Origin of the sequence: Synechococcus sp. BS56D (assembly GCF_004332405.1) — a bacterium.
Lineage (GTDB): Bacteria > Cyanobacteriota > Cyanobacteriia > PCC-6307 > Cyanobiaceae > Synechococcus_C.
Genome location: NZ_PHQU01000002.1, coordinates 70,771 through 92,550, shown reverse-complemented (window position 1 = coordinate 92,550; position 21,780 = coordinate 70,771). Strand labels below are relative to the sequence as shown.

Sequence of the window (21,780 nt, the reverse complement as noted above, 5' to 3'; positions counted from 1 at the left end):
CCGTTTTTTCTTACTCCCTCCCATGTCTGATCTGCTCAGCGGTTCCGTTCCCCTCGAGGCCTTTCTGCTGCTGGCAGCTGTTCTGTTCTGCACTGGTGTTTGGGGCCTGATCAATAGCCGCAATGCCGTTCGGGTGCTGATGAGCATTGAGCTGATGCTCAACGCAGTCAACATCAACCTGATGGCCTTCTCGTCCTATGTGGATGGCGATCTGATTCGCGGTCAGGTGTTTGCGGTGTTTGTGATCACGGTGGCAGCGGCGGAAGCTGCCGTCGGTCTGGCGATCTTGCTGTCGCTTTATCGGAACAGGGTCACAGTGGATATGGAACGTTTCAACCTTCTGCGCTGGTGACCCCGGCGCCACTGTTTCATGCGCCTCGATCGGGTCTGGTTGATCTATCGGGCTGATAGCCCCATTGCCTTGCGTGAAGCACGCAAGTGTGCCGCTGACCTGGAGTCACTGGGGGCCAAGGTCAGCCTGGCCATGAGTGGTCTGAGTGCAGATCCATTTCCGGGTTTGCTGGCGTCCGAGCCTGAGCTGCCGGATTTAGCCGTGGTGCTTGGTGGTGACGGCACTGTGTTGGGTGCAGCCCGCCACCTGGCGGTGCTGAATGTGCCGATCCTCTGCTTCAACGTGGGCGGTCATCTCGGCTTCCTCACCCACGAGGCCAGCCTGCTGGGTGGTCAGGAGCTCTGGCAGCGGCTTCTGGAAGATCGTTTTGCCATGGAGCGTCGCATGATGCTGCAGGCCACGATCAATCGTCGCCCTGATCTCAATTGCCCCGTGGGCACGTCATCCGGGCGTGATCAGTCCAATGGTGGTGATTCGCCAGAGGTTCACTGGGCGCTGAACGATCTGTATCTCCGCCCCTATCGCGATGAAATCGCTCCCACCTGCACCCTCGAACTGGAGATCGATGGGGAGGTGGTCGATCAGATCCGCGGCGATGGTCTGATCCTGGCCACCCCGACCGGCTCCACTGGCTACGCGATGGCGACGGGAGGGCCAATCCTTCATCCCGGCATCGATGCCATCATCGTCAGCCCGATTTGCCCCATGAGCCTTTCGAGTCGCCCCGTCGTGGTGCCACCGCGTTCCAGGCTTGTGATCTGGCCCCTGGGTGATGGAAGCCGTCAGGTGAAGCTCTGGAAGGACGGTGCCAGTGGCACGGTGCTGGAACCTGGTGAGTGCTGCGTGATTCAGCGGGCTCCCCACCATGCCTTGATGGTGCAGCTGGAGCAGCGCCCCTCCTACTACCGCACCCTGGCCTACAAGCTTCACTGGGCCGGCAGTTTGGTGGACAGCGCTCCGTCCCCCAACTGACGAGGCCCCTATCGATTCACGGTCATGGCTCTGGAGATTGAACGGCGTTTTTTGGTGACTGCTGAGGGCTGGCGAACCCTCGCTGGTCCGCCTCAGCCCCTGCGTCAGGGCTATCTCGCTGGTTCCCGGGAGGGTTTCACCGTTCGCCTGCGGCTCAGGGGGGAGCAACCAGGGCTTGCCGACAGGGCCTGGCTGACGCTGAAGGCACCGGCGGCAGGTTTCGCCCGTCATGAATTCGAATACGACATTCCGGTGGAGGACGGAGAGGCGCTCTGGCAGCTCGCCCCCCAGCGGCTCACCAAGACCCGCTTCAGCCTCGATTGTCCAGGCGGTGACTGGGTGGTGGATGTGTTTGAGGCTGACAACGCTCCTTTAGTGCTGGCTGAGGTGGAGCTTCCCGCAGCCGATGTGCCGATCCGGGTGCCGGAGTGGTGTGGGCGCGAAATTACGGGTGATGACCGCTGGAGCAATGCCGCCTTAGCCCATTGCCCCTTGTCCCGTTGGCCCCGGGAGTGGAAAGAGTCTTTCGATTTGCTTTAGATTCTGCTGATGGGTCTCCGGCTTCGTCGGTTCACTCAGCAACGGGATCTTCTGGGGGGTCGCCATGTATGGCCTTTACGACAGCGATGGCATCCTCCGTTTCATGGGCGTGAGCAGGGAGGCCTGCGAGGACTACGCGGCCCTGTTTGAGCTCTCTTTGGCCAGCTGTTCCTTGCTGTCGATTCCCAGAGCGATCGGATCTCCGCTCAGGTCGCGCCGGGCTCGCCGTCCGACAGGGAGCAGCAGTTGAAGCCATCGCGGCAGATCTTGCCATGATCCATTGCCCAGTTCAGTAGGGCCACTCTGTTCTTGGCGCCGGTCTTGGTGAAGACATTGCTGACGTGATTGTCCACGGTGCGCTTGCTGATCGTGAGTCGCTCTGCGATCTCTTGATTGGTCAGTCCCTCGGCGACAAGCTCCACGATTTCGACTTCCCTGGTCGATAGATCGATCGTCAGGGGATCGGGAACGCTGCCGTTGGCCATGGTGACCGTTTCCCACGCCGTTCATTCCATCCTAGGTGCGGGCAGGGTGCTTGATCCCCCATAGTGGCCCGGTGAATGGTGATCGGATTTGACGAGCGCGCTGCAGCGCATCCTGGCTCAAGGAGGTGGTCCTGCTCTCACGGCGGAGGTGATGCCTCCTCGAGGTGGGGATCCCAGCCATGCCCTGGCCATGGCCGAGCGGCTCCGTGATCGTGTCCATGCCATCAACGTCACGGATGGCAGTCGGGCTGTGATGCGGATGAGCAGCCTGGCGCTCTGTCGCTTGCTGTTGGATGCGGGGCATGAGCCAGTACTGCAGATCGCCTGTCGTGATCGCAATCGCATCGCTCTGCAGGCGGATCTTCTCGGTGCCCATGCCCTGGGGATCCGCAATCTTCTCTGCCTGACGGGGGATCCCGTTCGGGCCGGGGATCAGTCCGCTGCCCGCCCTGTGAATGAGTTGGAAGCGGTGCGCTTGTTGCAGCAGGTTTCAGCGTTCAACCGCGGTGAAGATCCTGTCGAGGGTGCCCTTGCCGATGGCCCCACCGCTTTGTTTGCAGGAGCCGCGGCTGATCCCCATTCAGCCAGTTGGAGTGGTCTCGCCCGTCGCCTGGAACGGAAGCGGATGGCAGGAGCAGCATTTGTTCAGACCCAGATGGTGATGGATCCAGAGGCGCTGGAACGCTTTTGCCGTGAGCTGGCGGATCCCCTGGAGTTGCCGGTTCTTGCTGGTGTCTTCCTGCTCAAATCCGCCCGGAATGCCCAATTCATCAATCGCATGGTGCCTGGGGCCTGCATCCCCGAGTCCTTGATCGAACGGCTTGCTCAGGCCCAGGATCCCGCTGCTGAGGGGGTCAAGATCGCCGCAGAGCAGGTGCACCGCTACCTGGGCATCGCCCAGGGGGTCCATCTGATGGCCGTCAAGGCAGAGCAGCGAATCCCGGAGATTCTTGAATGCGCTGGGATTAGCTCGCTGCCGGGGTGAGATCCGTGCCCAAGAGCTCTGCCATGGCCTTCTGCTGCGGAGAGGGTTCCACCAGGTCCTGCCGTCTGGCATCGGTGATTAACCAGTCAAGGGCTGCTTCCTGCAGGTCGAAGTGGTCGCCGTTTTTGCCAACGCAGTAGCGGCCGAACACGAGCTTCTCGACCAGCTGAACCCCCTGTCCGATCCGGGAATAATCAAAGATGATCGAGTTGTCGATCACGGCCCCTTCGCAGATGTGACAGCTGGGACCGATCATCGAGGGCCCGAGAATCGTGGCGCCGTCTTCGATCTTGGTCATGCCACCCACATAGACCGGGCCTTGCACATTGATCTTGTCCCAGTTGGCAGCCACGTTGAGGCCGGCATAGACGCCGGGGCGAACTTCCTTGCCTGGAATGCCCACCTGGCGCACGTCGCCCTGGAGAACACTGCGAATGGCTTGCCAGTAATCGGGCACCTTGCCGATGTCGACCCATTCGAAGTCCATGGGCAAGGCGTAGAAAGGTGAACCAAGTTCCACCAGCTTCGGGAAGAGATCCGAGCCGATATCGAAGGGTTGCCCGGAAGGGATGTGTTCGAAGATGGCCGGTTCGAAGATGTAGATGCCGGTATTGATTGTGTCGCTCAGCGCCTCCTCGACGCGCGGCTTCTCCTGGAAGGCACTGATGCGGTCTTGCTCGTCGGTCACCACGACGCCGTAGCTGCTCACCTGATCCCGTGGAACCCGTTTGGTGACCAGGCTGGCGATCGCACCCTTCTCCCGGTGACGACGCACGGCCTCACTGAGATCAAGATCGATCAGGGCATCGCCGCAGAGCACCACAAAGGTGTCATCGAAAAAGGTCTGGAAGTCCTGGATCTTCTTGAGTCCGCCGGCTGATCCGAGGGCATCACCGATCAGCTCACCGTCTTCGATTCGACCCTCGAAGCTGTAGGCAATCTCGACACCGAAGCGCTGGCCGTCACGGAAATAGTTTTCGATCTCCTCAGCGAGGTGGGAGACATTCACCATCACCTCATTGAAGCCATGCTCCTTGAGAAGCTCCAGCAGAAACTCCATGACCGGCTTCTGCAGGATCGGAATCATCGGCTTGGGGATCACGTGCGTGATCGGCTGGACCCGCGTCCCCTTGCCGGCCGCCAGGATCATCGCCTTCATCGACGTCTCAAGGCCTCAGTTTGGATAGGTCAACATAAGGGGCCGCTCAGGCCACCAACGATGCTCCAGCCGGCACGACAGCTGGCACCTCGAGGCTGGTGAGGGGGAGCTGAGCCATCGTCCCTGGTGCTAACAGGCGTTTCAGCTTGAGAGGAGCATGCAGATGGCCCTCCTGTTCCAGCTCCACCTGGCCCTGGGAGGAGAGGAACAGCAAAGCCCAGAAGACACCGACTCGATCGGTATCCAGGTCCTGGGCAGCCACTTCACCCCATCGGCTGACCAGCGCATCAAAGTCGGTCCAGTGGAGAGCGGCGTCCCAACTGTTCAGAAACACACCCAGGGCTGCGGTGGTTTCTGGCAGTTTTTCCCGATGGGCCAGGGCGGCCACCTGGGCAATCGCTTCCCTTCGGCTGAAGCGCTTCTGGCGCTGACGCCGCTTGAGTTCCAGCTCATCGGATTCAAGCTGCTCGGCGATCGCCTCCAGTTGCTCGATCAGCTCCCCTAAGGTCACCGGCCGGCGCAGTGGCGGTGGGGCAACAGGCCGTCGCTCCAGATGCCGCTCAGGGCGCCGCGGTAGATCAAAGTCAGGGTTGAGCCACCCCTGATCTCCGAATTCAGGGTCGCAACAGTCCTCGAGTACAGGTTCAGGGGGAAAGGTCTGGGCTTCAAGGACTTCGGCTTTCAGCCCCACGAGCACCGCTGCCGCCAGGAAGGCCTCGCTGCTGTCCGCTAGGTCCTGTTCGTAGCTTCCTCCTCGCTGTCGCAGCGTTTCGGCTATCTGCCTGGGCACACTGATCCGTTGGCGGAGCTGGTCAAGAAAGCCGTCGACCACGGCGATCACATCAACATCCCAGGGGTCTAGATCACCCCGTTGGGCCGCATCCTGGAGAAGGCGGATCGCCAGGCGAGCTCCACCCTCTCGATTGCGGATTAGCCCGGCCTCCGACAAGGATGTTGCATCGCTGCCCACAACGTATCGAGTGGGTGTTCAAGACGCCAGGCCTCAGCTGGCCTGCACGTCCACATGATCACTGGGCTCAGCGCTGTGATCGGGCCCGGTTCCTCCGGCCGCGGGAAGCAGGCCCAGCTGGGTTTCCACGGTGGCTCGGTAGCGATTGAGGTCACTTTCCAGATCCTTGATCCGGACCTGTTGTGCCTCTAGCTCCCCCTCCCGGCTGAACTGCTCCACGTTGTTGAGCATCCCGCTCCAGGCGGCGAAGAACCACGCGGACACAGCCCCGATGCCCGCGAACACCAGCAGCAGGGCTGCCAGGGGCAGTGTGTACTGGAGTCCCGGCAGCAGATGCACGGTGGTGGCCGCTGTGTTCTCCAGGGTGAAGAACACCATGGCCAAGCCAAAAGCAAAGATCAGGGTGAAATTGACCTGGCGCATGGCTCGCTGGCTAGACCCCAGAAAATTACGGGTGATGGAGGCGGCTGTTTCACTCGCCTGGCGAACAGACGAAGATTGTTACGCCTCGGGCAGGGTGGGTGCTCGAAGAAGCGCTGGTGCAAGGGACACGCTACGCAGCATCGAGGCGGTGGGTTGTTTGATCCGTTCCATTGCCACCACGTCTCTGTTGACCAGGGCTTCAATCGAACTGCGGTAGCTGTCCGTCATCAGCCGTGGATAGAGGCCGATGCCGATGATCGGCACCAGCAGACAGCCAATGATGTAAACCTCCCGCGGTTCGGCATCGACCAGATTCGTGTTAGCGGCCAGTTGAGTGTTCTCCTTGCCGAAAAAGATTTCGCGGAGCATGGAGAGCAGGTAGATGGGGGTGAGGATCACGCCCACAGCCGCCAGGCCATCAATCACGATCCTGAAGGTCAGGCTGTAAGCCTCATCGGTGGCGAATCCTGCGAAGACCATCAGTTCGCTCACGAAACCACTCATGCCAGGTAGGGCGAGAGAGGCGAGGGAGCAGACGGTCCAGAGCGCAAACATGATGCGCATCTTCTGGCCCACGCCTCCCATTTCATCGAGCTGGAGCGTGTGGGTGCGGTCATAGGTGGCTCCCACCAAGAAGAAGAGGCTGGCTCCGATCAGTCCATGGCTGATCATCTGCAGCATGGCTCCGCTCGTGCCTAAAGCACTGAAGCTGCCAATGCCAATCAGCACGAAACCCATGTGGCTGATTGAGCTGTAGGCGATCTTGCGCTTGAGATTCCTCTGGGCAAAGGAGGTCAAGGCGGCGTAGATGATGTTCACCACGCCGAGCACCACCAGAAGGGGTGCGAATTGGGCATGGGCTTCGGGCAGCATCTCAGCGTTGAAGCGCATGAGGGCATAGCCGCCCATCTTGAGCAGAATCCCTGCCAGCAGCATGTGCACAGGGGCTGTGGCTTCGCCATGGGCATCCGGCAGCCAGGTGTGGAGTGGCACGATCGGGAGCTTCACGCCGAAGGCGATCAACAGACCGGCGTAGCAGAGCAGCTGAAAGCCTGTCCCGAAGCCCTTCTGAGCCAGCACGCTGTATTCAAAGTTGGGGGTGCCTCCGCCGAAAAAGCCCATCGCCAGGGCTGCCAGCAGGATGAACAGAGAGCTTCCCGCTGTGTAGAGGATGAATTTGGTGGCTGCATATTGACGCTTCTTGCCTCCCCAGATCGCCAGTAACAGGTAAACGGGAATGAGCTCCAGTTCCCAAGCCAGGAAGAAGAGCAGCATGTCTTGGACGGCGAAGACAGCGATCTGTCCGCCGTCCATGGCCAGAATCAGGAAAAAGAAGAGCTTCGGCTTGAAGGTCACAGGCCAGGCTGCAAGAACGGCCAGCGCTGTGATGAAGCTGGTGAGCAGAATCAGGGGCATCGAAAGCCCGTCGGCTCCTACGGCCCAAGTCAGGCCCAGATCAGGTAGCCAGCTCACCCGTTCAGAGAGCTGCAGGCCACTGACGCTGGGGTCGTAGCCATTCAGGTAGGCAGCTCCCGTGATCAAAAACGTGATCAGGGCGACGCCGAGAGCAAACCAGCGCACCTGTTTCCCTTCCCCTTGATCAGGGATGAAGGGGACGATCAGAGCTCCAACGATTGGGAACAAGATCGAGAGACTCAGCCAGGGCACCCCTGCCTCAAGCAATTCAGGCGTGAGGGGTGATGTGGGGTCAAAAGGGGGACTGACGGCAAACTCCAACACGGCCCGGCCTTTTCACAGCATTGGCTGGAGTGTAGAAATCCTGCGCAGAAGCGCAGCCACTCGATAGGCGTTGACACACACAGAGCCGGTCAGGCAGCCCTAGCCGATCGGGCCCCCCAGCACTCCGAAGAGCACCACCAGGCCAATCACGCCCCCGAACACGATCAGGGCATAGAACTGGGCTCGGCCCGTCTCAAAGTATTTGAGTCCCTCACCGCTGCCCAGGGTCAGGAGGCCCGTGAGGTTGACCACACCGTCGACAACCTTGGCATCCACCTCAAGCACCTCGCGGGCAAGTTTGCGGCTGCCACGCACAAACAGTTTCTCGTTGATCGCATCGAGGTACCACTTATTTGCGAGGAAGGCGTTGATAGCCGGGAAGCGAGCCGCCACCAGCTGACCTAGATCGAGGCGATGCAGGGCATAGGCCAGCACGGCAATGGTGATGCCTGTGAGGGAGATCGCGACGGAGGCTCCGGCGAGGGGTAAAAACTCTGACCAGCTGAAGTGCTCGGCCATCTCGGCAGCTTCTTCAGGGTTGAGCAGACCGGCAAAGCGACTGTTCCAGGGGGTGCCCAAGAGACCGATCAGCACAGAAGGCACCGCAAGCACGGCCAGAGGCAGGGTCATGGACCAGGGGGACTCATGGAGGCTGCCGGCGTGATGGTCATGATCTTCATCGGCGGATTTGCCGGCAGCCTCCATCAACGCGTGCTGGAGGCTCTTGTCATGGCCCCTGAAGTCGCCTTCGAAGGTCAGGAAGTAAAGCCTGAACATGTAGAAGGCGGTCATGCCGGCGGTCAGAAAGCCGACGGCCCAAAGAACCGGATAGCTGTTGAACGCCTGGCCGAGGATTTCGTCTTTGCTCCAGAAGCCGGCCAACGGCGGAATACCGCTGATGGCAATGCAGCCAATCAAGAAGGTGATGGCTGTGATCGGCATCTTTTTGCGCAGTCCTCCCATCAGGCGCATGTCCTGCGCTAGCACGGGCTCATGGCCCACCACATCCTCCATGGCATGGATGACGGAGCCTGACCCCAGGAACAACATCGCCTTGAAGAAGGCATGGGTCACCAGGTGGAACATGCCAGCCACCGGGGCCCCACAACCCATGGCCAGCATCATGTACCCCAGCTGAGACACGGTGCTGTAGGCGAGCCCTTTCTTGAGGTCCATCTGAGTGAGGGCGATGGAGGCGCCAAGGAAACAGGTGATGGTTCCCACAACGGCGATCACCAAACCAACGCTTGGGAACTGGGCATAGAGAGGCTCCAGTCGGGCGACCAGAAACACGCCTGCCGCCACCATCGTTGCGGCGTGAATCAGGGCGGAGATCGGTGTTGGACCCTCCATGGCATCGGGTAGCCAAACGTGGAGGGGGAACTGGGCCGACTTGGCCATCGGACCCATGAACACGAACAGACAGAGAGCCAAGGCAGCCCAGCCTGGAACCGTGCCATTGCTGATGGCAGCACTGAGGCCATCAGCAATCCCCTGGAAATCAAAGCTTCCCGTGGCCCAGAACAGACCAAGGATTCCAAGGAGCAATCCGAAATCACCAACCCTGTTCACGACAAAGGCCTTCTGGGCTGCATGGGCGGCACCATCCCGGTCGTACCAGAAGCCCACGAGTAGGTAGGAACACATGCCCACCAGCTCCCAGAACACGTAGATCTCGAGAAGATTGGGGCTCAGCACCAGGCCAAGCATGGAGCTGCTGAACAGGGCGAGATACGTGAAAAAGCGCACATAGCCCTTGTCGTGGGCCATATAGCCATGGGAGTAGATCAGCACCAGAAGGGCGATCGTGGTCACCAGGGCCAGCATCACGGCCCCGAGGGGGTCGACCACGTAGCCCATCGGCAGATTGAAGCTTCCGGCGCTGGCCCAGACGAACAGATGTTCGACTGCCGGTGCCCCTGCAAGTTGCTCGAAGAGCACCGCGTAACTGATGACGGCTGCAGCACCCACACAGCTCAGCAGCAGGATGGCCACTGGCTTTCGCAGCCGATTGATCGTGCGGTTGAAACTGATCAGGCCTAAGCCTGTGAGGACTGCGCCGAGCAGAGGGAGCACTGGGATCAACCAGGCGTAATCAGCTGCCGAATGCATCCGCGCGAGTCAGGCTGCTGGTGAGTGTAGGCAGCTCAGCTCAGCAGACTCTCCAGCCGTGAGTGAAGAAAGACGGTGGTGCCGACCGGGATCCAGTGGTGGGCCCACCAGAACAGGCCCACGGCGATGACGATCCCTAGCTGGGCAGGGCGTAGAAGCTCCCGCCATGCCAGCTGTTGGCGTCCATCAAAGATCGCCACGAAGGGAATCACAGATGTGCTGTCCCGCAAGGTGTCAAAGGCGGCGCCGAAGCGTTCTTGCAGACGGCGATCGCCGTGCCACACGGCAAAGAGGTGATGACCGATCAGGCCGGCGCAGGTCACCAACATGAAGCTGCTGCCGATCCAGAGGGCATGACTGAAGCACCAGAGGATCTGCCCCACGGCCTGAGGGTGGCGGCTGATCCGGATAATCCCTGTTGCGTAGAGGCGCACTTGGGGCTTCAGCACCGCCGGGATTTCCAGCAGGTTGTAGGTGGCTGGGTAGAGAAACAGAAAGCTGATTGCCGTGAGGCCCCAGATCAAGGGCACCAGACCAGGCACCCCTTGGAGATTCCAGAGGCGTACTCCGTCGTAGCGATGCGCCAGGAAATACCCGATCACCACCACTGCGGAGGGAATGCTCAGCGCCGCGAAGATCAGCCGCCAGGCCCGGGCACCGATCCGGGCCTCTGCGCGGCTGCGCAGGGCAGCTCCGCCGCTGTGAATAACAGCGAAGAGCAACAGCAGCATCAGCATCACCAGGCTGGTGTGATGGGGACTGCTCGGGTCACTGGGGAGCACGCTGGCGATTGCGGCGAAGCGCGATTCTGGCGGCTGCCGGCCCCACTACAGTTTTTTGATCGTTCCTGCCCAGCTGGCAGGCCCCCATGGCTGATCTCCCGTTCACCCTCGACCAGCTGCGGATCCTGCGAGCCATCGTCAGCGAGGGCAGTTTTAAGAAGGCGGCCGACAGCCTGTTTGTCACCCAGCCTGCCGTCAGCCTTCAGATTCAGAACCTTGAAAAGCAGCTCGAGGTCTCGCTTTTCGATCGTGGAGGTCGCAAGGCCCAGCTCACTGAAGCCGGACATCTGCTGCTGGGCTACTGCGATCGGATCCTGAGCCAGTGCCATGAGGCGTGTCGTGCCCTCGATGACCTCCACAACCTCAAGGGCGGATCACTGGTGGTTGGAGCTAGTCAGACCACCGGCACGTATCTGATGCCCCGCATGATCGGGCTGTTTCGGCAGAAGTATCCTGATGTGGCGGTGCAGTTGCATGTTCACAGCACTCGACGCACCGGCTGGAGTGTGGCCAATGGCCAGATCGATCTGGCGATCATCGGCGGTGAACTTCCAGCCGAGCTCAACGATCTGCTCCAGGTGGTGCCTTATGCCAACGACGAGCTGGCCCTTGTTTTGCCTGTCAAGCACCCCCTCGCCCGTTTGCTGGAGCTCAGCAAGGAGGACCTCTACAGGCTGGGCTTTGTCTGTTTAGATGCTCAGTCCACCACGCGGAAGATGGTGGATCAGTTGCTCGCTCGCTCGGGCCTTGATGTCCAGAGACTGCGGATTGAGATGGAGCTCAATTCCCTCGAAGCCATCAAGAACGCCGTGCAGTCTGGTCTTGGCGCTGCATTCCTACCGGTGGTCTCGATCGAGAGGGAGCTGAATGCCGGCACCCTGCATCGGCCTTCGGTGGTTGATCTCCAGGTGCGCAGACAGCTCAAGCTGATCAGTCATCCCGCCCGTTACTGCTCAAGGGCCTCTGAGGCCTTCCGTCGCGACGTCCTGCCTGTGTTCGCAAGCCCTGACAGCCCCTTACGCCAGTCGAGATCACCCCAGGGAGCTGCCACCCAGGGAGCTGCCAAGGTGGAACCTCTGGTCGACGAAGATCCCCAGGCCCCTTCCCAGGGTTGATCGCAGCGGCTCAGAACTGACCTGCTTCAGGAGTGATGCCAACGGTGTCATCGGCGACCCCCTTGGTGATGAATTTGTTTTCGCTCACGTCGGTTTGATAGACGCAACGCACAACGGGTTTGTCGCGAACCGATCCGATGTAGGCAAAGGTGTTCATGCGCTGTTTGCAGTCCCGTTCCTGGGCTGGGGTGATCGCCCCCTCCTTGCGAAGAACGGCCCAGTTTTCTCGCCGGATCACGCAACCCGCCTGGAGTGATGGCTGGGTCACGAAGCTGCTCACAGGGTTCATGGTTGTGTACATCTCCACGTCCATGACGTAAGCACTCGCTCCCCACTGCCGGCAGAATTCCGGGTCAGGAACAGCCATGTCGAGCTGTTGGCTGCTAGCGATATTGCCTTGGTCTCCCTGGGTCGTGCTGGTCACGGCGCTGCCGATGCCGATACCGATCACGAGCACACCGGCGAGCACGGCGGCGGAGGCACCGTTCAATTTCAAACCTCCACCACCAGGACCACCACTGGGACCAGGACCCGCAGGCCCTCCTGCTCGTCGCTGCTCGTAGCGCCGGTCGTCATAACGGCGATCGTCATACCGCCGGTCGTAGGGGGAGCGACTCACAGAAGTTCAGGGGTTCTGGGTAGCCCCATGGAGTAGTTGAGGACTCGGCAGTCCGGGTTGTAGCTCAAGGATCCAGCCTGAAGTAATTCACGGATGCAGCCCTCAAGCTCGGTGCCGATGCGGCGCAGGCTGTAATCACTCAGCTCCTGGCCAGCTTGGTGATCCACGAGCGCACGGAAGCGCTGCTGCACGGTCGCCACGGCAGCCTCATTCCAGAGAAATTCGTTGTCGGGATCAAGGTCGAGGGTGAGCTGGTCGTCAGCCGGAACAAGGTTGTTGTTTTCCACCCGGGCGGTGAACAGCCGCACGTGGCGGGTGGTGCACTTCAGCAGGGTCTCGGCCATGACGTGGGAGGAGTCCTCAGGAACTCCGGGGGCTTGTGACAACGACTTTAGGAAGCGCATGGGGAAGCAGGCCTTTTAAGGTTGGCTTCACGATTTGGAACACGTCATGCGCGTCGCCATTGCAGGAGCTGGTCTTGCCGGTCTGTCCTGTGCCAAGTATCTGGCCGACGCCGGGCATACCCCCGTCGTGCTTGAGGCCAGGGACGTGCTCGGCGGCAAGGTCGCGGCCTGGAAGGACGAGGACGGTGACTGGTACGAGACCGGACTCCACATCTTTTTCGGCGCTTACCCGAACATGCTTCAGCTCTTCAAAGAGCTCGGGATTGAAGACCGTTTGCAGTGGAAGAGCCACTCAATGATCTTCAATCAGCCGGAGGAGCCTGGCACCTACAGCCGCTTTGACTTCCCGGATCTTCCGGCCCCGATCAATGGTGTAGCGGCGATTCTTGGCAACAACGACATGCTCACCTGGCCCGAGAAGATCAGCTTCGGGCTGGGTCTGGTGCCAGCGATGTTGCGGGGTCAGGGCTACGTCGAAGAGTGTGACAAATATTCCTGGACTGAGTGGCTGCGACTGCACAACATTCCGGAGCGGGTGAACGACGAGGTGTTCATCGCCATGAGCAAGGCGTTGAACTTCATTGATCCCGACGAAATCTCTGCCACCGTGGTGCTCACGGCCCTGAATCGTTTTCTGCAGGAGAAGAACGGCTCTCAAATGGCGTTTCTTGATGGGGCGCCTCCGGAGCGTCTCTGCCAGCCGATCGTTGATCACATCGAAGCTTGTGGCGGAGAGGTGCATCTCAACAGTCCACTGAGAGAGATCCAGCTCGAGCCCGACGGACGTGTTGCCGGTTTTCGGATCGGTGGCATCAATGGCCAGGAGGGACGCGAGATCAAGGCGGACGCCTATGTGAGTGCCTTGCCGGTGGATCCCTTCAAGCTGCTGCTGCCTGAGCCCTGGAAACAGATGGAGGTGTTTCGCAAGCTGGATGGCTTGCGTGGGGTTCCTGTGATCAACCTGCATCTGTGGTTCGATCGCAAGCTGACCGATATTGATCATTTGCTGTTTAGCCGCTCCCCTCTGCTCAGTGTGTATGCCGATATGAGCATCACCTGTCGCGAATATGAGGACCCCGATCAATCAATGCTTGAGCTGGTGTTCGCTCCTGCAAAAGACTGGATCGGCAGGCCTGATGAGGAGATCATCGAGGCCACGATGGGTGAACTGAAAAAACTTTTCCCAATGCACTTTGGTGGTGATCACCCTGCTCAGTTGCGCAAGTACAAAGTGGTGAAAACCCCGCTTTCGGTTTACAAGACCACTCCAGGTTGTCAGCAGCTTCGCCCTGACCAGAGCACCCCGATCAAAAACTTCTTTTTGGCAGGTGATTACACGATGCAGCGGTACCTTGCTTCGATGGAGGGTGCTGTTCTCAGTGGCAAGCTCTGCGCTCAGGCGGTCTGTCGCTGATGAAGCTCCGACTGCCCGGGCTTCGTTCCAAAGGCAGCCGACCAGAGCTGTCTCGTTCCTGGACGATTGTGCCGTGGCTGTCGTTGATTGCTGCTCTGTTGCTGGGTGCCAGTGCCTTCACGACTTGGCGCCTGCGATCGGTCATTGAGACCTTTTCAAAGGCGCAGCTCGAAAATGAAGTGGAGCAGGTGCTCGAGAAGTTCGGGATTGTTGATGGCTTGCTGAGTGGATGGTTAAGCAAGGCCTTGGACTTGTTGCGCAGCGACACCAATGGCAAGGGCCAGGTCAGTCTTGATCAATCAGCTCGCGTGAGAGTGGCAAGCAGTGTGAGCTCCACCACCGTGCCGGTCCTGCGCTTCGGTCAGACGGCAGCTGCTTCGATGCAGCCGGTGGTTGACCACATCTCTCAATCCTTAGATGCATCGATCACGATCTTTGTGCGGGATGGCAATCGCCTCGTGCGGATCGCCACAAGCATTCGAACGGAACAGGGAGACAGGGCTGTGGGCACAGTGCTCGATCCCAAGGGGCCGGTGCTTCCAGTTTTGCTGTCCGGTAAGCAATATGAGGGGCCGACAAACATATTGGGGAAAGTTTATTATGCTTACTACGTTCCGATTGTTTCTGAGTCGGGAGAGGTTGTTGGGGCTTTTTACGCAGGTTACGATATTAATTCTGTTGCCGAAACGATTCGCGAATCAGTTCAAGAAGCTAACTTGCCGTTGGGTTCTTACCTCATGATTCTTGGTGAAAGAGGAGGGCTTATCTATTCGTCAAAAGATTTGCCGACGCGTCTGAGTGCTGATGTCATGAACGGCCTCAAGAGGCGAATGATTAATTCTGAGCAACAAGCTAGTTCTCAGATTGTTCCTGGTTTTGTTGTGAATACTGTTCCCTATAAACCATGGGGGATGAAAGTTGCCTCAATTAGCTCTCCTGCAGCGGCCTATGCCTTAGCGATGCGCTTGTCGATCGGAGTGCTGAGCCTTCAATTGTTGACGGGTTTTGCTGTTGTTCTTTTGTCTTGGTATTTCAGTCAGCGTTTGGCCCGTGCCCTTGCTGAGGGTGATCTGGCGAGAGAACAAGCAGAAGATGCTAATCGTGCCAAGAGTGAATTCCTGGCCAATATGAGCCATGAATTACGTACGCCGATGAATGCAATCATTGGCTACAGCGAAATGCTAATCGAGGAGCATGAAGACCTTGGTCAGGATGAGTCAGTTGAGGATCTCAAGAAAATTCTATCTTCCAGCAAGCATCTTCTTGGCTTGATCAACAGCCTTCTCGACCTGTCCAAGATTGAGGCCGGCAAGATGAGTGTGTATTGCGAGAAAGTTAATTTTACAGGCCTGGTCTCTGATGTAATCGGAACCGCCGAGCCCCTTGCTGCTGTTAATCAAAATAAAATCAAGTTTAGTTTTTCCGAGGCAGCGAATGATGCGGAAGCCGAGGTTGATGTTCAAAAGCTCAAGCAAGTTCTTCTTAACCTAATTAGTAACGCTTGCAAATTTACTGACCATGGTGTTGTGAGTGTGCATTGCGCGATGCAGGTGGTCAGTGATGTCGAATATTTGATTGTGCGAGTGCGTGACTCGGGTATTGGTATGAACAATTCTCAGATAGCAAAGCTCTTTCAGGAGTTTTCCCAGGCCGACGTTGGGACATCCAGAAAATATGGCGGTACAGGCTTGGGTTTGGCGATCAGCCGTAAGTTCTGCCGTCTGATGGGTGGCGATATTGTTGTCAATAGTGCTGAAGGTATTGGCAGTATTTTTACGATTAAAGTTCCTCGTTACGTTAAGCCCTCAACTGAGGTTGGTGATGATCCTGGCGATAAGAGCGAAGCCAAGCATGATCATCACATTGTTTACCCCTCAATCGCACCACTTGGCCGCATTCTTGTTATTGATGATGATGCTGGTTACCGTGATTTGCTAGAGAGGCATCTCAGTCGCTCTGGTTATGCTGTTATCGCTGCAAAGACCATCTCCGAAGGTTTGCAGAGCGCGCGTATCTGGTCACCAGACATCATTGCCCTTGACTTGGATATGTCGGGCGAGCAGGATCTTCAGGTATTGATTGAGATCCAGAATGACCCTTTATTGTCTCACATTCCTGTCATCCTGATCAGTAAGGACGAGGATGGCTGTCAACTCACATTGTCTGAAAAAGTTTCATTCTGTCTTGTCAAGCCAATTGACTGGTCGCTCCTGTCGTCTCTGCTTGAGCGAGCACTTGATGGATCTGTTGCTCAACAACAAAGCGTCTTTGTTGTTGAGGATTCACCTGATATTGCCAAGATGATTGACGAAGCGCTCGCACCTGCTGGCTTGGATGTTTTGCATTTGCATAATCAGCCAACGATTTTCTCCACGTTAGAAGTTAAGCGACCGGCGGTTATTATTCTTGATTTGTCGATTGAATGTATGGATGGAATTGAATTCGTTGAACAATTGCACCGTAATCCCTTGGCCAGTCAGATTCCTATTCTCGTGATTGCATCGGAGCCACTTTCGCCCAATCAGCACTCTCGATTGGCGGGCCGCTTTACGACTGTAGTGTCTGCTACTGAGTCGACAAGCTTGGATTTTTATGAGAAAATAAAGGAATTGTTGCCAACCAACCAGAAGAAAAACGCATGAGCAAGATTCTTCTGGTCGAAGACAACGAGATGAATCGCGATATGTTGTCGAGACGGCTTCTGCGTAAGGGCTATGAGCTTGTATTTGCCGTCGATGGAGAAGAGGCTGTATCTCAGGCGAAGGAACAAAAACCCGATCTGATTTTGATGGATGTCAGCCTACCTGGTATGGATGGCTTAGAAGCGACTCGTTTGATTCGTCAGGATGAACAGACGCTTTCTATCCCCGTGATCGCGTTGACTGCACATGCAATGGATAGTGACAGAGAACGCTGCCTTGCCGCTGGCTGTAACGACTACCAGACCAAACCAATTGACTTCCCCCAATTGTTGAAAGCAATTAGCGGTTTAATTGGAGATCATGGTTGAGATGTCTTCTCTTGACGATGGATCGCAGGAACTCAAGTCATTGCGCCATGATTTGTATAATCCGATCAATCAGATTATTGGCTACAGCGAGCTTTTAAGCGAAGAGCTTCTCGAAGGTGAATCCATTGATGGAGATGATCTTCTAAAAATTCGTGCTGCTGCCTCACAGCTGCTCGACATGATTCGCTCCAGACTTGCTGATCAATCGTCTCTGAATGAGCAGGAAGCTACGGATCAGCAAGGCTCCCCGCGATCTCTGCCCTCTCCACTTAAAGGCGTTCGACCGGAGATCCCCAAGCGTAGTCATCCGGCATCAACTCGGCAACACGGACGCATTCTTGTCGTTGATGATGAGGCTAACAATCGCGATCTTCTTGTTTCTGTTTTGATTCGTGATGGTCATATTGCCTTGTCGGCCTCAGATGGTGAGGAGGCATTGAGGCTGTTGCGTGAAAGCCGCTATGACCTTGTGCTCCTTGATGTGCAGATGCCGGTTATGGATGGACCGACCACGCTTTGGCATATCAATCAGGATCAGAGTCTTTCCTTAATCCCCGTGATTATGGTTTCTGGCGTTGAAGATCTTGAGACTGTCATTGGTTGCATTGAGAATGGGGCAATTGATTACTTGCCCAAACCTTGCAATTTGACGATGTTGCGTGCACGGATTGGTATCAGCCTGGAGAGAAAGAGTTGGATTGATCAGAATCTCAAGCTGATTGATCGCTTTCAGGCTAGCCAGCGCACCTTGGATCGTGAACTGGCAGAGGCTCGGAGCAGGCTTGAGGGGATTCAGGTCAATGATGCCAGTGATGACGAGAGGAACTCTCTTGTTAAGGCAATGGAACGTATGACTTTGGCGTTGGTTCAGCAGCGTCGCGCTATCGGTGAAACTCTTCAGGACCTTGAACTAGAGCTTAATAAGAAGGTTGTTGGTGCTCAAGTGAAGTCAATTACCTCGGACCCCAGTTTCACCTCACTATCTGAGCGTGCTGCCGCGATGAGGCGACGGCGATCTCTGAAGCAAGGAGGAGGCTGATGCGTGCGATGATCTGCGACGATGGTTGCGCCATTGGGGCCGTATCGGTGCAGGACAACCTGGAAGCGGCCTATGAGGCTTGCCGCGCCGAAACGGCAGAGTGGGCGAAAACCTTTTACCTAGGCACTCTTTTGATGCCACCAGAGAAGCGTCGCGCAATTTGGGCGATCTACGTGTGGTGTCGACGTACGGATGAAATCATGGATAGCCCGGACGCTTTAAAGCGCCCTCGCGAGGAATTGAATGAAGAGCTTGATCTTTGGGAAGAGAAGACCCGTGCCTTATTTTCTGGTTCTGTTCAAAGCGATCTGGATCTTGTCATGAACGACACGATTCATCGCTTTGACCAACCCATGCAGCCTTATTTAGACATGATTGAGGGCATGCGTATGGATCTTAATCAGACCCGATATAAGGATTTCTCAGACCTCAAGCTTTATTGTTATCGAGTGGCTGGGACGGTTGGCGTTATGTCTCAGCGTGTCATGGGAATTGACCCCAGCTATACGTCGGCTCCATGGACGCAAGACTGTGATACCACTGAGTCGGCAGTGGCCCTGGGTATAGCGAATCAACTGACGAATATTTTGCGAGATGTCGGCGAAGACCGGCAGCGTGGTCGTATCTACCTTCCCCAGGAAGATCTTCATCGATTTGCTTACAGTGAATCTGACTTGATGTCTGGAGTTGTGAATGAAAACTGGGTGGCTCTCATGCGTTTCCAGATTCAACGTGCGCGTGATTGGTTTCGGCGTTCGGAAGAGGGTGTTCGCTTTTTATCCGCTGACGCGCGTTGGCCTGTTTGGACATCCTTGCGTTTGTATCGAGGGATCCTGAATTCAATTGAGCGTAATCGATATGATGTCTTTCGCAATCGGGCGTATGTGCCACGAATGAAAAAGTTGATGGATCTGCCTTTTTCCTTCCTTCTGGCGCAGTCACGATGATGACATTTGTGTTCAGGCGTTGCTTCTATCTGCCGCTGCTGATATCGCTTATAGCCGAGTGTGCCTTTGTTGATCGTGGAGCTCTGGCTGATGAGGCAAACTCCGCTTTGGCTCCTGAAACCCTCCCCCCTGCTGAGAAGGTTCAAGCGCTTGGAGCAGGTTGGCCGGCGGGTATGCCTCTGCCGATTGAGTCGTTTCCCGATCTGCCCGAGGCGGTGCTTGCCAACCTCGATATGGAGACAGCTGTTCGGTTGGCCGAGGAGCGTAATCCGACGATCCGCGAGAACTATCAGAGGCTTATTGCAAGTCAGAATCAGCTCGGGAGTGCCTATGCCACCTGGTGGCCGACTGTCGATGCCAACTTGAATTTCGGTTGGTATGGCGAGAATGCTTTTTACAACTACGCGGGAGCTACATCGGGTATTGACCAATCGATTTATGGGGGCGGTGACTCAGCGGCCGTATTGCCCTCCTATCTTTTTGATCGTTCCTTTACGAGTAGTTATTGGCAGGGGGTTTCAACCCTTGACATCAATTGGAAGCTTTATGACCCTGAGCGTGGCCCTCAGATTTGGAAAAATAAGTATATAGTTCGCGAGTCTTCGAGCGATTACATTATCTCCCGTCGTGATAATGCTCTCAGGACTCAGGAGGCATTTGTTCGTCTCCAGGCTTCGATCGCGGGGATCAAAACAAGCCAGCAGTTAGTAGATAATGATCAATTCCTTCTGAGCCTTGCGCAAGCGCGTAAGCGCTTGGGTGTCGCTTCAGACCTTGATATCGCAAAGCAGTTGACTGTGTTGCGTTCTGATCAAGTCAATCTTGTCAATGCAAAGCAAGATGCTCTGATCGATGAGGCGAAATTAGTTGAATTATTGAATGCGCCGCTGCAGAAGGGGGTTTCTCCGTCCACCCCTCTGAAGCCACTGGGAGCTTGGAGTGCATCTCTTGATGCAACGGTTCAGTCAGCTCTTGGTTACCGCAAGGTGATTGAGAAGCAGCTGGCGATTGTCCAGCAAAATGAGTCGCAGGTTCAGATTGACCTCGCCATTTATCGTCCAACCATCGAGTTGGTTAATTCGCTGTATTGGACCAAGGGGCTGGGATATAACAATCTTGGCCCACCATGGATCATTGAGTCTGCTCGTAGTGATCTTTGGAACGCCCAGTCTCTCTTGCAGGTCACCTTCACCGGTTTTGATGGAGGTCGGGCCCGCATGGAGGCCGAAGCCTCTAAGAGTCGGGCGCGCGCCGCTGCTGCCAAGGTTAATCAGACGATTAATTCAGTGATTGCCGAAGTTCGTGAATATTTTTCTCGCGCTCAGCAAGGACGAGAAGCTGTGTTGGCGGCTTCAAAACGGGTGCGGGCTGCTTCTGACTCGCTTAAATTGCAGTCGATGCGTTTTCGCGCTGGATACGGCACGATTACTGATGTGGTTCAGTCTCAGCAGGACCTCACCCAGGCTGTTGGCTCCTACATCACCCAGCTCTCTGATTACAACCTTGCTTTGGTCAACCTCTCGCGTTCCAGCGGGCTTAGCTTCGCTGCTGATCCTGATCTCATGCAACAGGTCGGTAATCCCCTCTCTCAAGTCAACATCTCATCTGTTTTCAGATGAGTGTCGTGCCTGCTTTTGAATACCGCTGACGCTGGAGCTTGTTATGAGTCACATCATTGCTGTCCATTCATTCCGAGGTGGTACTGGTAAGTCCAATCTCTCGGCGAATCTGGCGACTTGTCTTGGTTTAGCTGGTAAGCGGGTTGCAGTGTTCGACACTGATCTTGCCTCTCCCGGAGTGCATGTTCTGTTTGGCTATGAGGCTGCAGCAGACGATCTCGTCCTCAATGATTTCCTTCAATCGGATGCACCGATTCGTCGTTGTGCCCATGAAGTGACGCCTGATCCTGTTCGTCATGCCCATGGCGCGATCTATCTTCTGCCTGGATCGATGCAAAGTGATCGCATTGCACGCTTGCTTCGTGAAGGGTATGAAGTCGAGAAGCTTAATGATGCGATGTTTTCACTGGCTGATGAACTTAAGCTCGATTGTGTGATTGTTGACACCCATCCGGGTATCAATGAAGAAACGCTTCTTTCGACTGCGATTGCTGATTCCTTGCTGATGGTCATGCGTCCCGATACGCAGGATTATTTGGGTACTGCTGTTGCAATTGAAGTCGCTCAGCGTCTGGACGCTGCGGACATACGTCTCGTCATGAATAAGTTCCCCGATCATTTTGATCCTGCCTCTACGCGAGAGAAGGTTGCATCGACCTATGGAGTCCCTCTGGCTGCTTTGTTGCCGCTTAGTGAAGATCTGCTCACGCTGGCCAGTTCTGGCTTGGCAGTGCTCAGCTTTCCTAACCATCCCTGGACGGAACAGGTCAGATCCTTGACTCAGTCCCTGATTGATGACCTGATGGGTTGATGCTTGGTTTTGATCCCCAGTCTTTACCTCAGAAGCCCCTCACGATGTCGCTGATGGTGGCTCTCGAGCCGCCATCATTGCGTCGATTGCTGAAGTTGGGTTTGCGTCGTGGTCTGAGTGACGATCAGCTTTGCTGTTTTCTTGCTGAGGAATGGGGGTTGCAACTTGACTCTCAAGACGCGCTTACTCTTCTCCATGTTCTCGATGAGCGTGGCTGGTTCCGTAGCTCCTCCTCTGGGGACCACTGGAAAACCCACCTTGGCTCCTGAACATCCCTACGCC

General features: G+C 56.7%; 22 protein-coding genes. 13 read left to right on the top strand and 9 right to left on the bottom strand.

Features of this window, described 5'->3' with window-relative positions; all coding sequences use genetic code 11:
* Window positions 1-22: 22 nt before the first annotated feature.
* The 3 genes from nuoK to CWE17_RS03095 are packed head-to-tail and all read left to right on the top strand — an operon-like array spanning window position 23 to window position 1,864.
* Window positions 23-352 (top strand): NADH-quinone oxidoreductase subunit NuoK, encoded by a 330-nt coding sequence (nuoK, locus tag CWE17_RS03105; RefSeq protein ID WP_131454914.1) that lies wholly within the window; start codon window positions 23-25, stop codon window positions 350-352.
* Between the two features lie 18 nt (window positions 353-370).
* Window positions 371-1,324 carry an NAD(+) kinase gene (locus CWE17_RS03100; protein WP_131454913.1) on the top strand — a complete coding sequence of 318 codons (954 nt, stop codon included), beginning with the start codon at window positions 371-373 and terminating at the stop codon, window positions 1,322-1,324.
* A gap of 24 nt (window positions 1,325-1,348) precedes the next feature.
* Window positions 1,349-1,864, top strand: coding sequence for a CYTH domain-containing protein (locus CWE17_RS03095; protein WP_131454912.1), 516 nt, complete (start codon window positions 1,349-1,351; stop codon window positions 1,862-1,864).
* Window positions 1,865-2,070: 206 nt separating this feature from the next.
* On the opposite strand, the gene CWE17_RS03085 is transcribed toward CWE17_RS03095, so the two are convergent.
* The gene (locus CWE17_RS03085; RefSeq protein WP_131454910.1) at window positions 2,071-2,349 is read right to left on the bottom strand and encodes a response regulator transcription factor; all 279 of its coding nucleotides are present in this window, start codon (window positions 2,347-2,349) and stop codon (window positions 2,071-2,073) included.
* Window positions 2,350-2,437: 88 nt separating this feature from the next.
* Between CWE17_RS03085 and CWE17_RS03080 the strand changes: the two genes are divergently transcribed.
* Window positions 2,438-3,334, top strand: a complete 897-nt coding sequence (locus CWE17_RS03080) for a methylenetetrahydrofolate reductase (protein ID WP_131454909.1) — start codon at window positions 2,438-2,440, stop codon at window positions 3,332-3,334.
* On the opposite strand, the gene CWE17_RS03075 is transcribed toward CWE17_RS03080, so the two are convergent.
* The 6 genes from CWE17_RS03075 to CWE17_RS03050 all read right to left on the bottom strand — a co-directional run bounded on the left by CWE17_RS03075 (window position 3,315) and on the right by CWE17_RS03050 (window position 10,475).
* Window positions 3,315-4,493 carry an NDP-sugar synthase gene (locus tag CWE17_RS03075; RefSeq protein WP_131454908.1) on the bottom strand — a complete coding sequence of 393 codons (1,179 nt, stop codon included), beginning with the start codon at window positions 4,491-4,493 and terminating at the stop codon, window positions 3,315-3,317. The two genes, CWE17_RS03080 and CWE17_RS03075, sit on opposite strands and share 20 nt — an antisense overlap.
* Before the next feature lie 46 nt (window positions 4,494-4,539).
* Entirely contained in the window at window positions 4,540-5,442 is a 903-nt protein-coding gene (locus CWE17_RS03070) for a segregation/condensation protein A (RefSeq protein ID WP_131454907.1), read from the bottom strand.
* Between the two features lie 54 nt (window positions 5,443-5,496).
* On the bottom strand, window positions 5,497-5,886 hold the full coding sequence (locus CWE17_RS03065; protein ID WP_131454906.1) for a LapA family protein: 390 nt from the start codon (window positions 5,884-5,886) through the stop codon (window positions 5,497-5,499).
* Between the two features lie 78 nt (window positions 5,887-5,964).
* Window positions 5,965-7,626, bottom strand: coding sequence for an NAD(P)H-quinone oxidoreductase subunit 4 (locus CWE17_RS03060; RefSeq protein WP_131454905.1), 1,662 nt, complete (start codon window positions 7,624-7,626; stop codon window positions 5,965-5,967).
* A gap of 99 nt (window positions 7,627-7,725) precedes the next feature.
* Window positions 7,726-9,738, bottom strand: a complete 2,013-nt coding sequence (locus CWE17_RS03055) for an NAD(P)H-quinone oxidoreductase subunit 5 (protein ID WP_131454904.1) — start codon at window positions 9,736-9,738, stop codon at window positions 7,726-7,728.
* A 35-nt stretch (window positions 9,739-9,773) separates the two neighbouring features.
* On the bottom strand, window positions 9,774-10,475 hold the full coding sequence (locus CWE17_RS03050) for an NnrU family protein (RefSeq protein ID WP_131455201.1): 702 nt from the start codon (window positions 10,473-10,475) through the stop codon (window positions 9,774-9,776).
* A gap of 131 nt (window positions 10,476-10,606) precedes the next feature.
* On the opposite strand from CWE17_RS03050, the gene CWE17_RS03045 reads away from it, so the two are divergent.
* The gene (locus CWE17_RS03045; protein ID WP_131454903.1) at window positions 10,607-11,635 is read left to right on the top strand and encodes a LysR family transcriptional regulator; all 1,029 of its coding nucleotides are present in this window, start codon (window positions 10,607-10,609) and stop codon (window positions 11,633-11,635) included.
* Between the two features lie 10 nt (window positions 11,636-11,645).
* Here the strand turns inward: CWE17_RS03045 and CWE17_RS03040 are convergent, their stop codons facing one another.
* Both CWE17_RS03040 and CWE17_RS03035 read right to left on the bottom strand, forming a co-directional pair.
* Window positions 11,646-12,254, bottom strand: a complete 609-nt coding sequence (locus tag CWE17_RS03040; protein ID WP_131454902.1) for a DUF3172 domain-containing protein — start codon at window positions 12,252-12,254, stop codon at window positions 11,646-11,648.
* Window positions 12,251-12,598, bottom strand: a complete 348-nt coding sequence (locus CWE17_RS03035) for an NAD(P)H-quinone oxidoreductase subunit M (protein ID WP_131454901.1) — start codon at window positions 12,596-12,598, stop codon at window positions 12,251-12,253. Before CWE17_RS03035 ends, CWE17_RS03040 begins: the two co-directional genes overlap by 4 nt.
* A gap of 106 nt (window positions 12,599-12,704) precedes the next feature.
* On the opposite strand from CWE17_RS03035, the gene pds reads away from it, so the two are divergent.
* From pds to CWE17_RS02995, 8 genes are read left to right on the top strand one after another with little or no spacing between them, the layout of a single operon-like run.
* Window positions 12,705-14,072, top strand: coding sequence for a 15-cis-phytoene desaturase (gene pds / locus CWE17_RS03030; protein ID WP_131454900.1), 1,368 nt, complete (start codon window positions 12,705-12,707; stop codon window positions 14,070-14,072).
* The gene (locus CWE17_RS03025; RefSeq protein ID WP_131454899.1) at window positions 14,072-16,714 is read left to right on the top strand and encodes a Cache 3/Cache 2 fusion domain-containing protein; all 2,643 of its coding nucleotides are present in this window, start codon (window positions 14,072-14,074) and stop codon (window positions 16,712-16,714) included. Before pds ends, CWE17_RS03025 begins: the two co-directional genes overlap by 1 nt.
* A complete protein-coding gene (locus tag CWE17_RS03020) occupies window positions 16,711-17,082 on the top strand; it encodes a response regulator (protein ID WP_131454898.1) in 372 nt (123 codons plus the stop codon). The genes CWE17_RS03025 and CWE17_RS03020 overlap by 4 nt, the downstream gene beginning before the upstream one ends.
* A complete protein-coding gene (locus CWE17_RS03015) occupies window positions 17,075-18,121 on the top strand; it encodes a PleD family two-component system response regulator (protein WP_131454897.1) in 1,047 nt (348 codons plus the stop codon). The genes CWE17_RS03020 and CWE17_RS03015 overlap by 8 nt, the downstream gene beginning before the upstream one ends.
* The gene (locus CWE17_RS03010) at window positions 18,121-19,068 is read left to right on the top strand and encodes a phytoene synthase (RefSeq protein WP_236629481.1); all 948 of its coding nucleotides are present in this window, start codon (window positions 18,121-18,123) and stop codon (window positions 19,066-19,068) included. Before CWE17_RS03015 ends, CWE17_RS03010 begins: the two co-directional genes overlap by 1 nt.
* The gene (locus tag CWE17_RS03005; RefSeq protein WP_161971407.1) at window positions 19,068-20,687 is read left to right on the top strand and encodes a TolC family protein; all 1,620 of its coding nucleotides are present in this window, start codon (window positions 19,068-19,070) and stop codon (window positions 20,685-20,687) included. Before CWE17_RS03010 ends, CWE17_RS03005 begins: the two co-directional genes overlap by 1 nt.
* Before the next feature lie 43 nt (window positions 20,688-20,730).
* Window positions 20,731-21,498, top strand: a complete 768-nt coding sequence (locus CWE17_RS03000) for a MinD/ParA family protein (RefSeq protein WP_131454895.1) — start codon at window positions 20,731-20,733, stop codon at window positions 21,496-21,498.
* The gene (locus CWE17_RS02995) at window positions 21,498-21,767 is read left to right on the top strand and encodes a hypothetical protein (RefSeq protein ID WP_131454894.1); all 270 of its coding nucleotides are present in this window, start codon (window positions 21,498-21,500) and stop codon (window positions 21,765-21,767) included. Before CWE17_RS03000 ends, CWE17_RS02995 begins: the two co-directional genes overlap by 1 nt.
* The last annotated feature ends 13 nt before the right edge of the window (window positions 21,768-21,780 follow it).

Bases quoted from the DNA above. Each gene is read 5' to 3' on its own strand.
- CWE17_RS03085 (WP_131454910.1), bottom strand. From the start codon at position 2,349: ATGGCCAACGGCAGCGTTCCCGATCCCCTGACGATCGATCTATCGACC.
- CWE17_RS02995 (WP_131454894.1), top strand. From the start codon at position 21,498: ATGCTTGGTTTTGATCCCCAGTCTTTACCTCAGAAGCCCCTCACGATG.
- CWE17_RS03095 (WP_131454912.1), top strand. From the start codon at position 1,349: ATGGCTCTGGAGATTGAACGGCGTTTTTTGGTGACTGCTGAGGGCTGG.
- CWE17_RS03075 (WP_131454908.1), bottom strand. From the start codon at position 4,493: ATGAAGGCGATGATCCTGGCGGCCGGCAAGGGGACGCGGGTCCAGCCG.
- CWE17_RS03020 (WP_131454898.1), top strand. From the start codon at position 16,711: ATGAGCAAGATTCTTCTGGTCGAAGACAACGAGATGAATCGCGATATG.
- CWE17_RS03000 (WP_131454895.1), top strand. From the start codon at position 20,731: ATGAGTCACATCATTGCTGTCCATTCATTCCGAGGTGGTACTGGTAAG.
- nuoK (WP_131454914.1), top strand. From the start codon at position 23: ATGTCTGATCTGCTCAGCGGTTCCGTTCCCCTCGAGGCCTTTCTGCTG.
- CWE17_RS03025 (WP_131454899.1), top strand. From the start codon at position 14,072: ATGAAGCTCCGACTGCCCGGGCTTCGTTCCAAAGGCAGCCGACCAGAG.
- CWE17_RS03045 (WP_131454903.1), top strand. From the start codon at position 10,607: ATGGCTGATCTCCCGTTCACCCTCGACCAGCTGCGGATCCTGCGAGCC.
- CWE17_RS03055 (WP_131454904.1), bottom strand. From the start codon at position 9,738: ATGCATTCGGCAGCTGATTACGCCTGGTTGATCCCAGTGCTCCCTCTG.
- pds (WP_131454900.1), top strand. From the start codon at position 12,705: ATGCGCGTCGCCATTGCAGGAGCTGGTCTTGCCGGTCTGTCCTGTGCC.
- CWE17_RS03100 (WP_131454913.1), top strand. From the start codon at position 371: ATGCGCCTCGATCGGGTCTGGTTGATCTATCGGGCTGATAGCCCCATT.
- CWE17_RS03010 (WP_236629481.1), top strand. From the start codon at position 18,121: ATGCGTGCGATGATCTGCGACGATGGTTGCGCCATTGGGGCCGTATCG.
- CWE17_RS03005 (WP_161971407.1), top strand. From the start codon at position 19,068: ATGACATTTGTGTTCAGGCGTTGCTTCTATCTGCCGCTGCTGATATCG.
- CWE17_RS03050 (WP_131455201.1), bottom strand. From the start codon at position 10,475: ATGCTGATGCTGCTGTTGCTCTTCGCTGTTATTCACAGCGGCGGAGCT.
- CWE17_RS03065 (WP_131454906.1), bottom strand. From the start codon at position 5,886: ATGCGCCAGGTCAATTTCACCCTGATCTTTGCTTTTGGCTTGGCCATG.
- CWE17_RS03015 (WP_131454897.1), top strand. From the start codon at position 17,075: ATGGTTGAGATGTCTTCTCTTGACGATGGATCGCAGGAACTCAAGTCA.
- CWE17_RS03035 (WP_131454901.1), bottom strand. From the start codon at position 12,598: ATGGCCGAGACCCTGCTGAAGTGCACCACCCGCCACGTGCGGCTGTTC.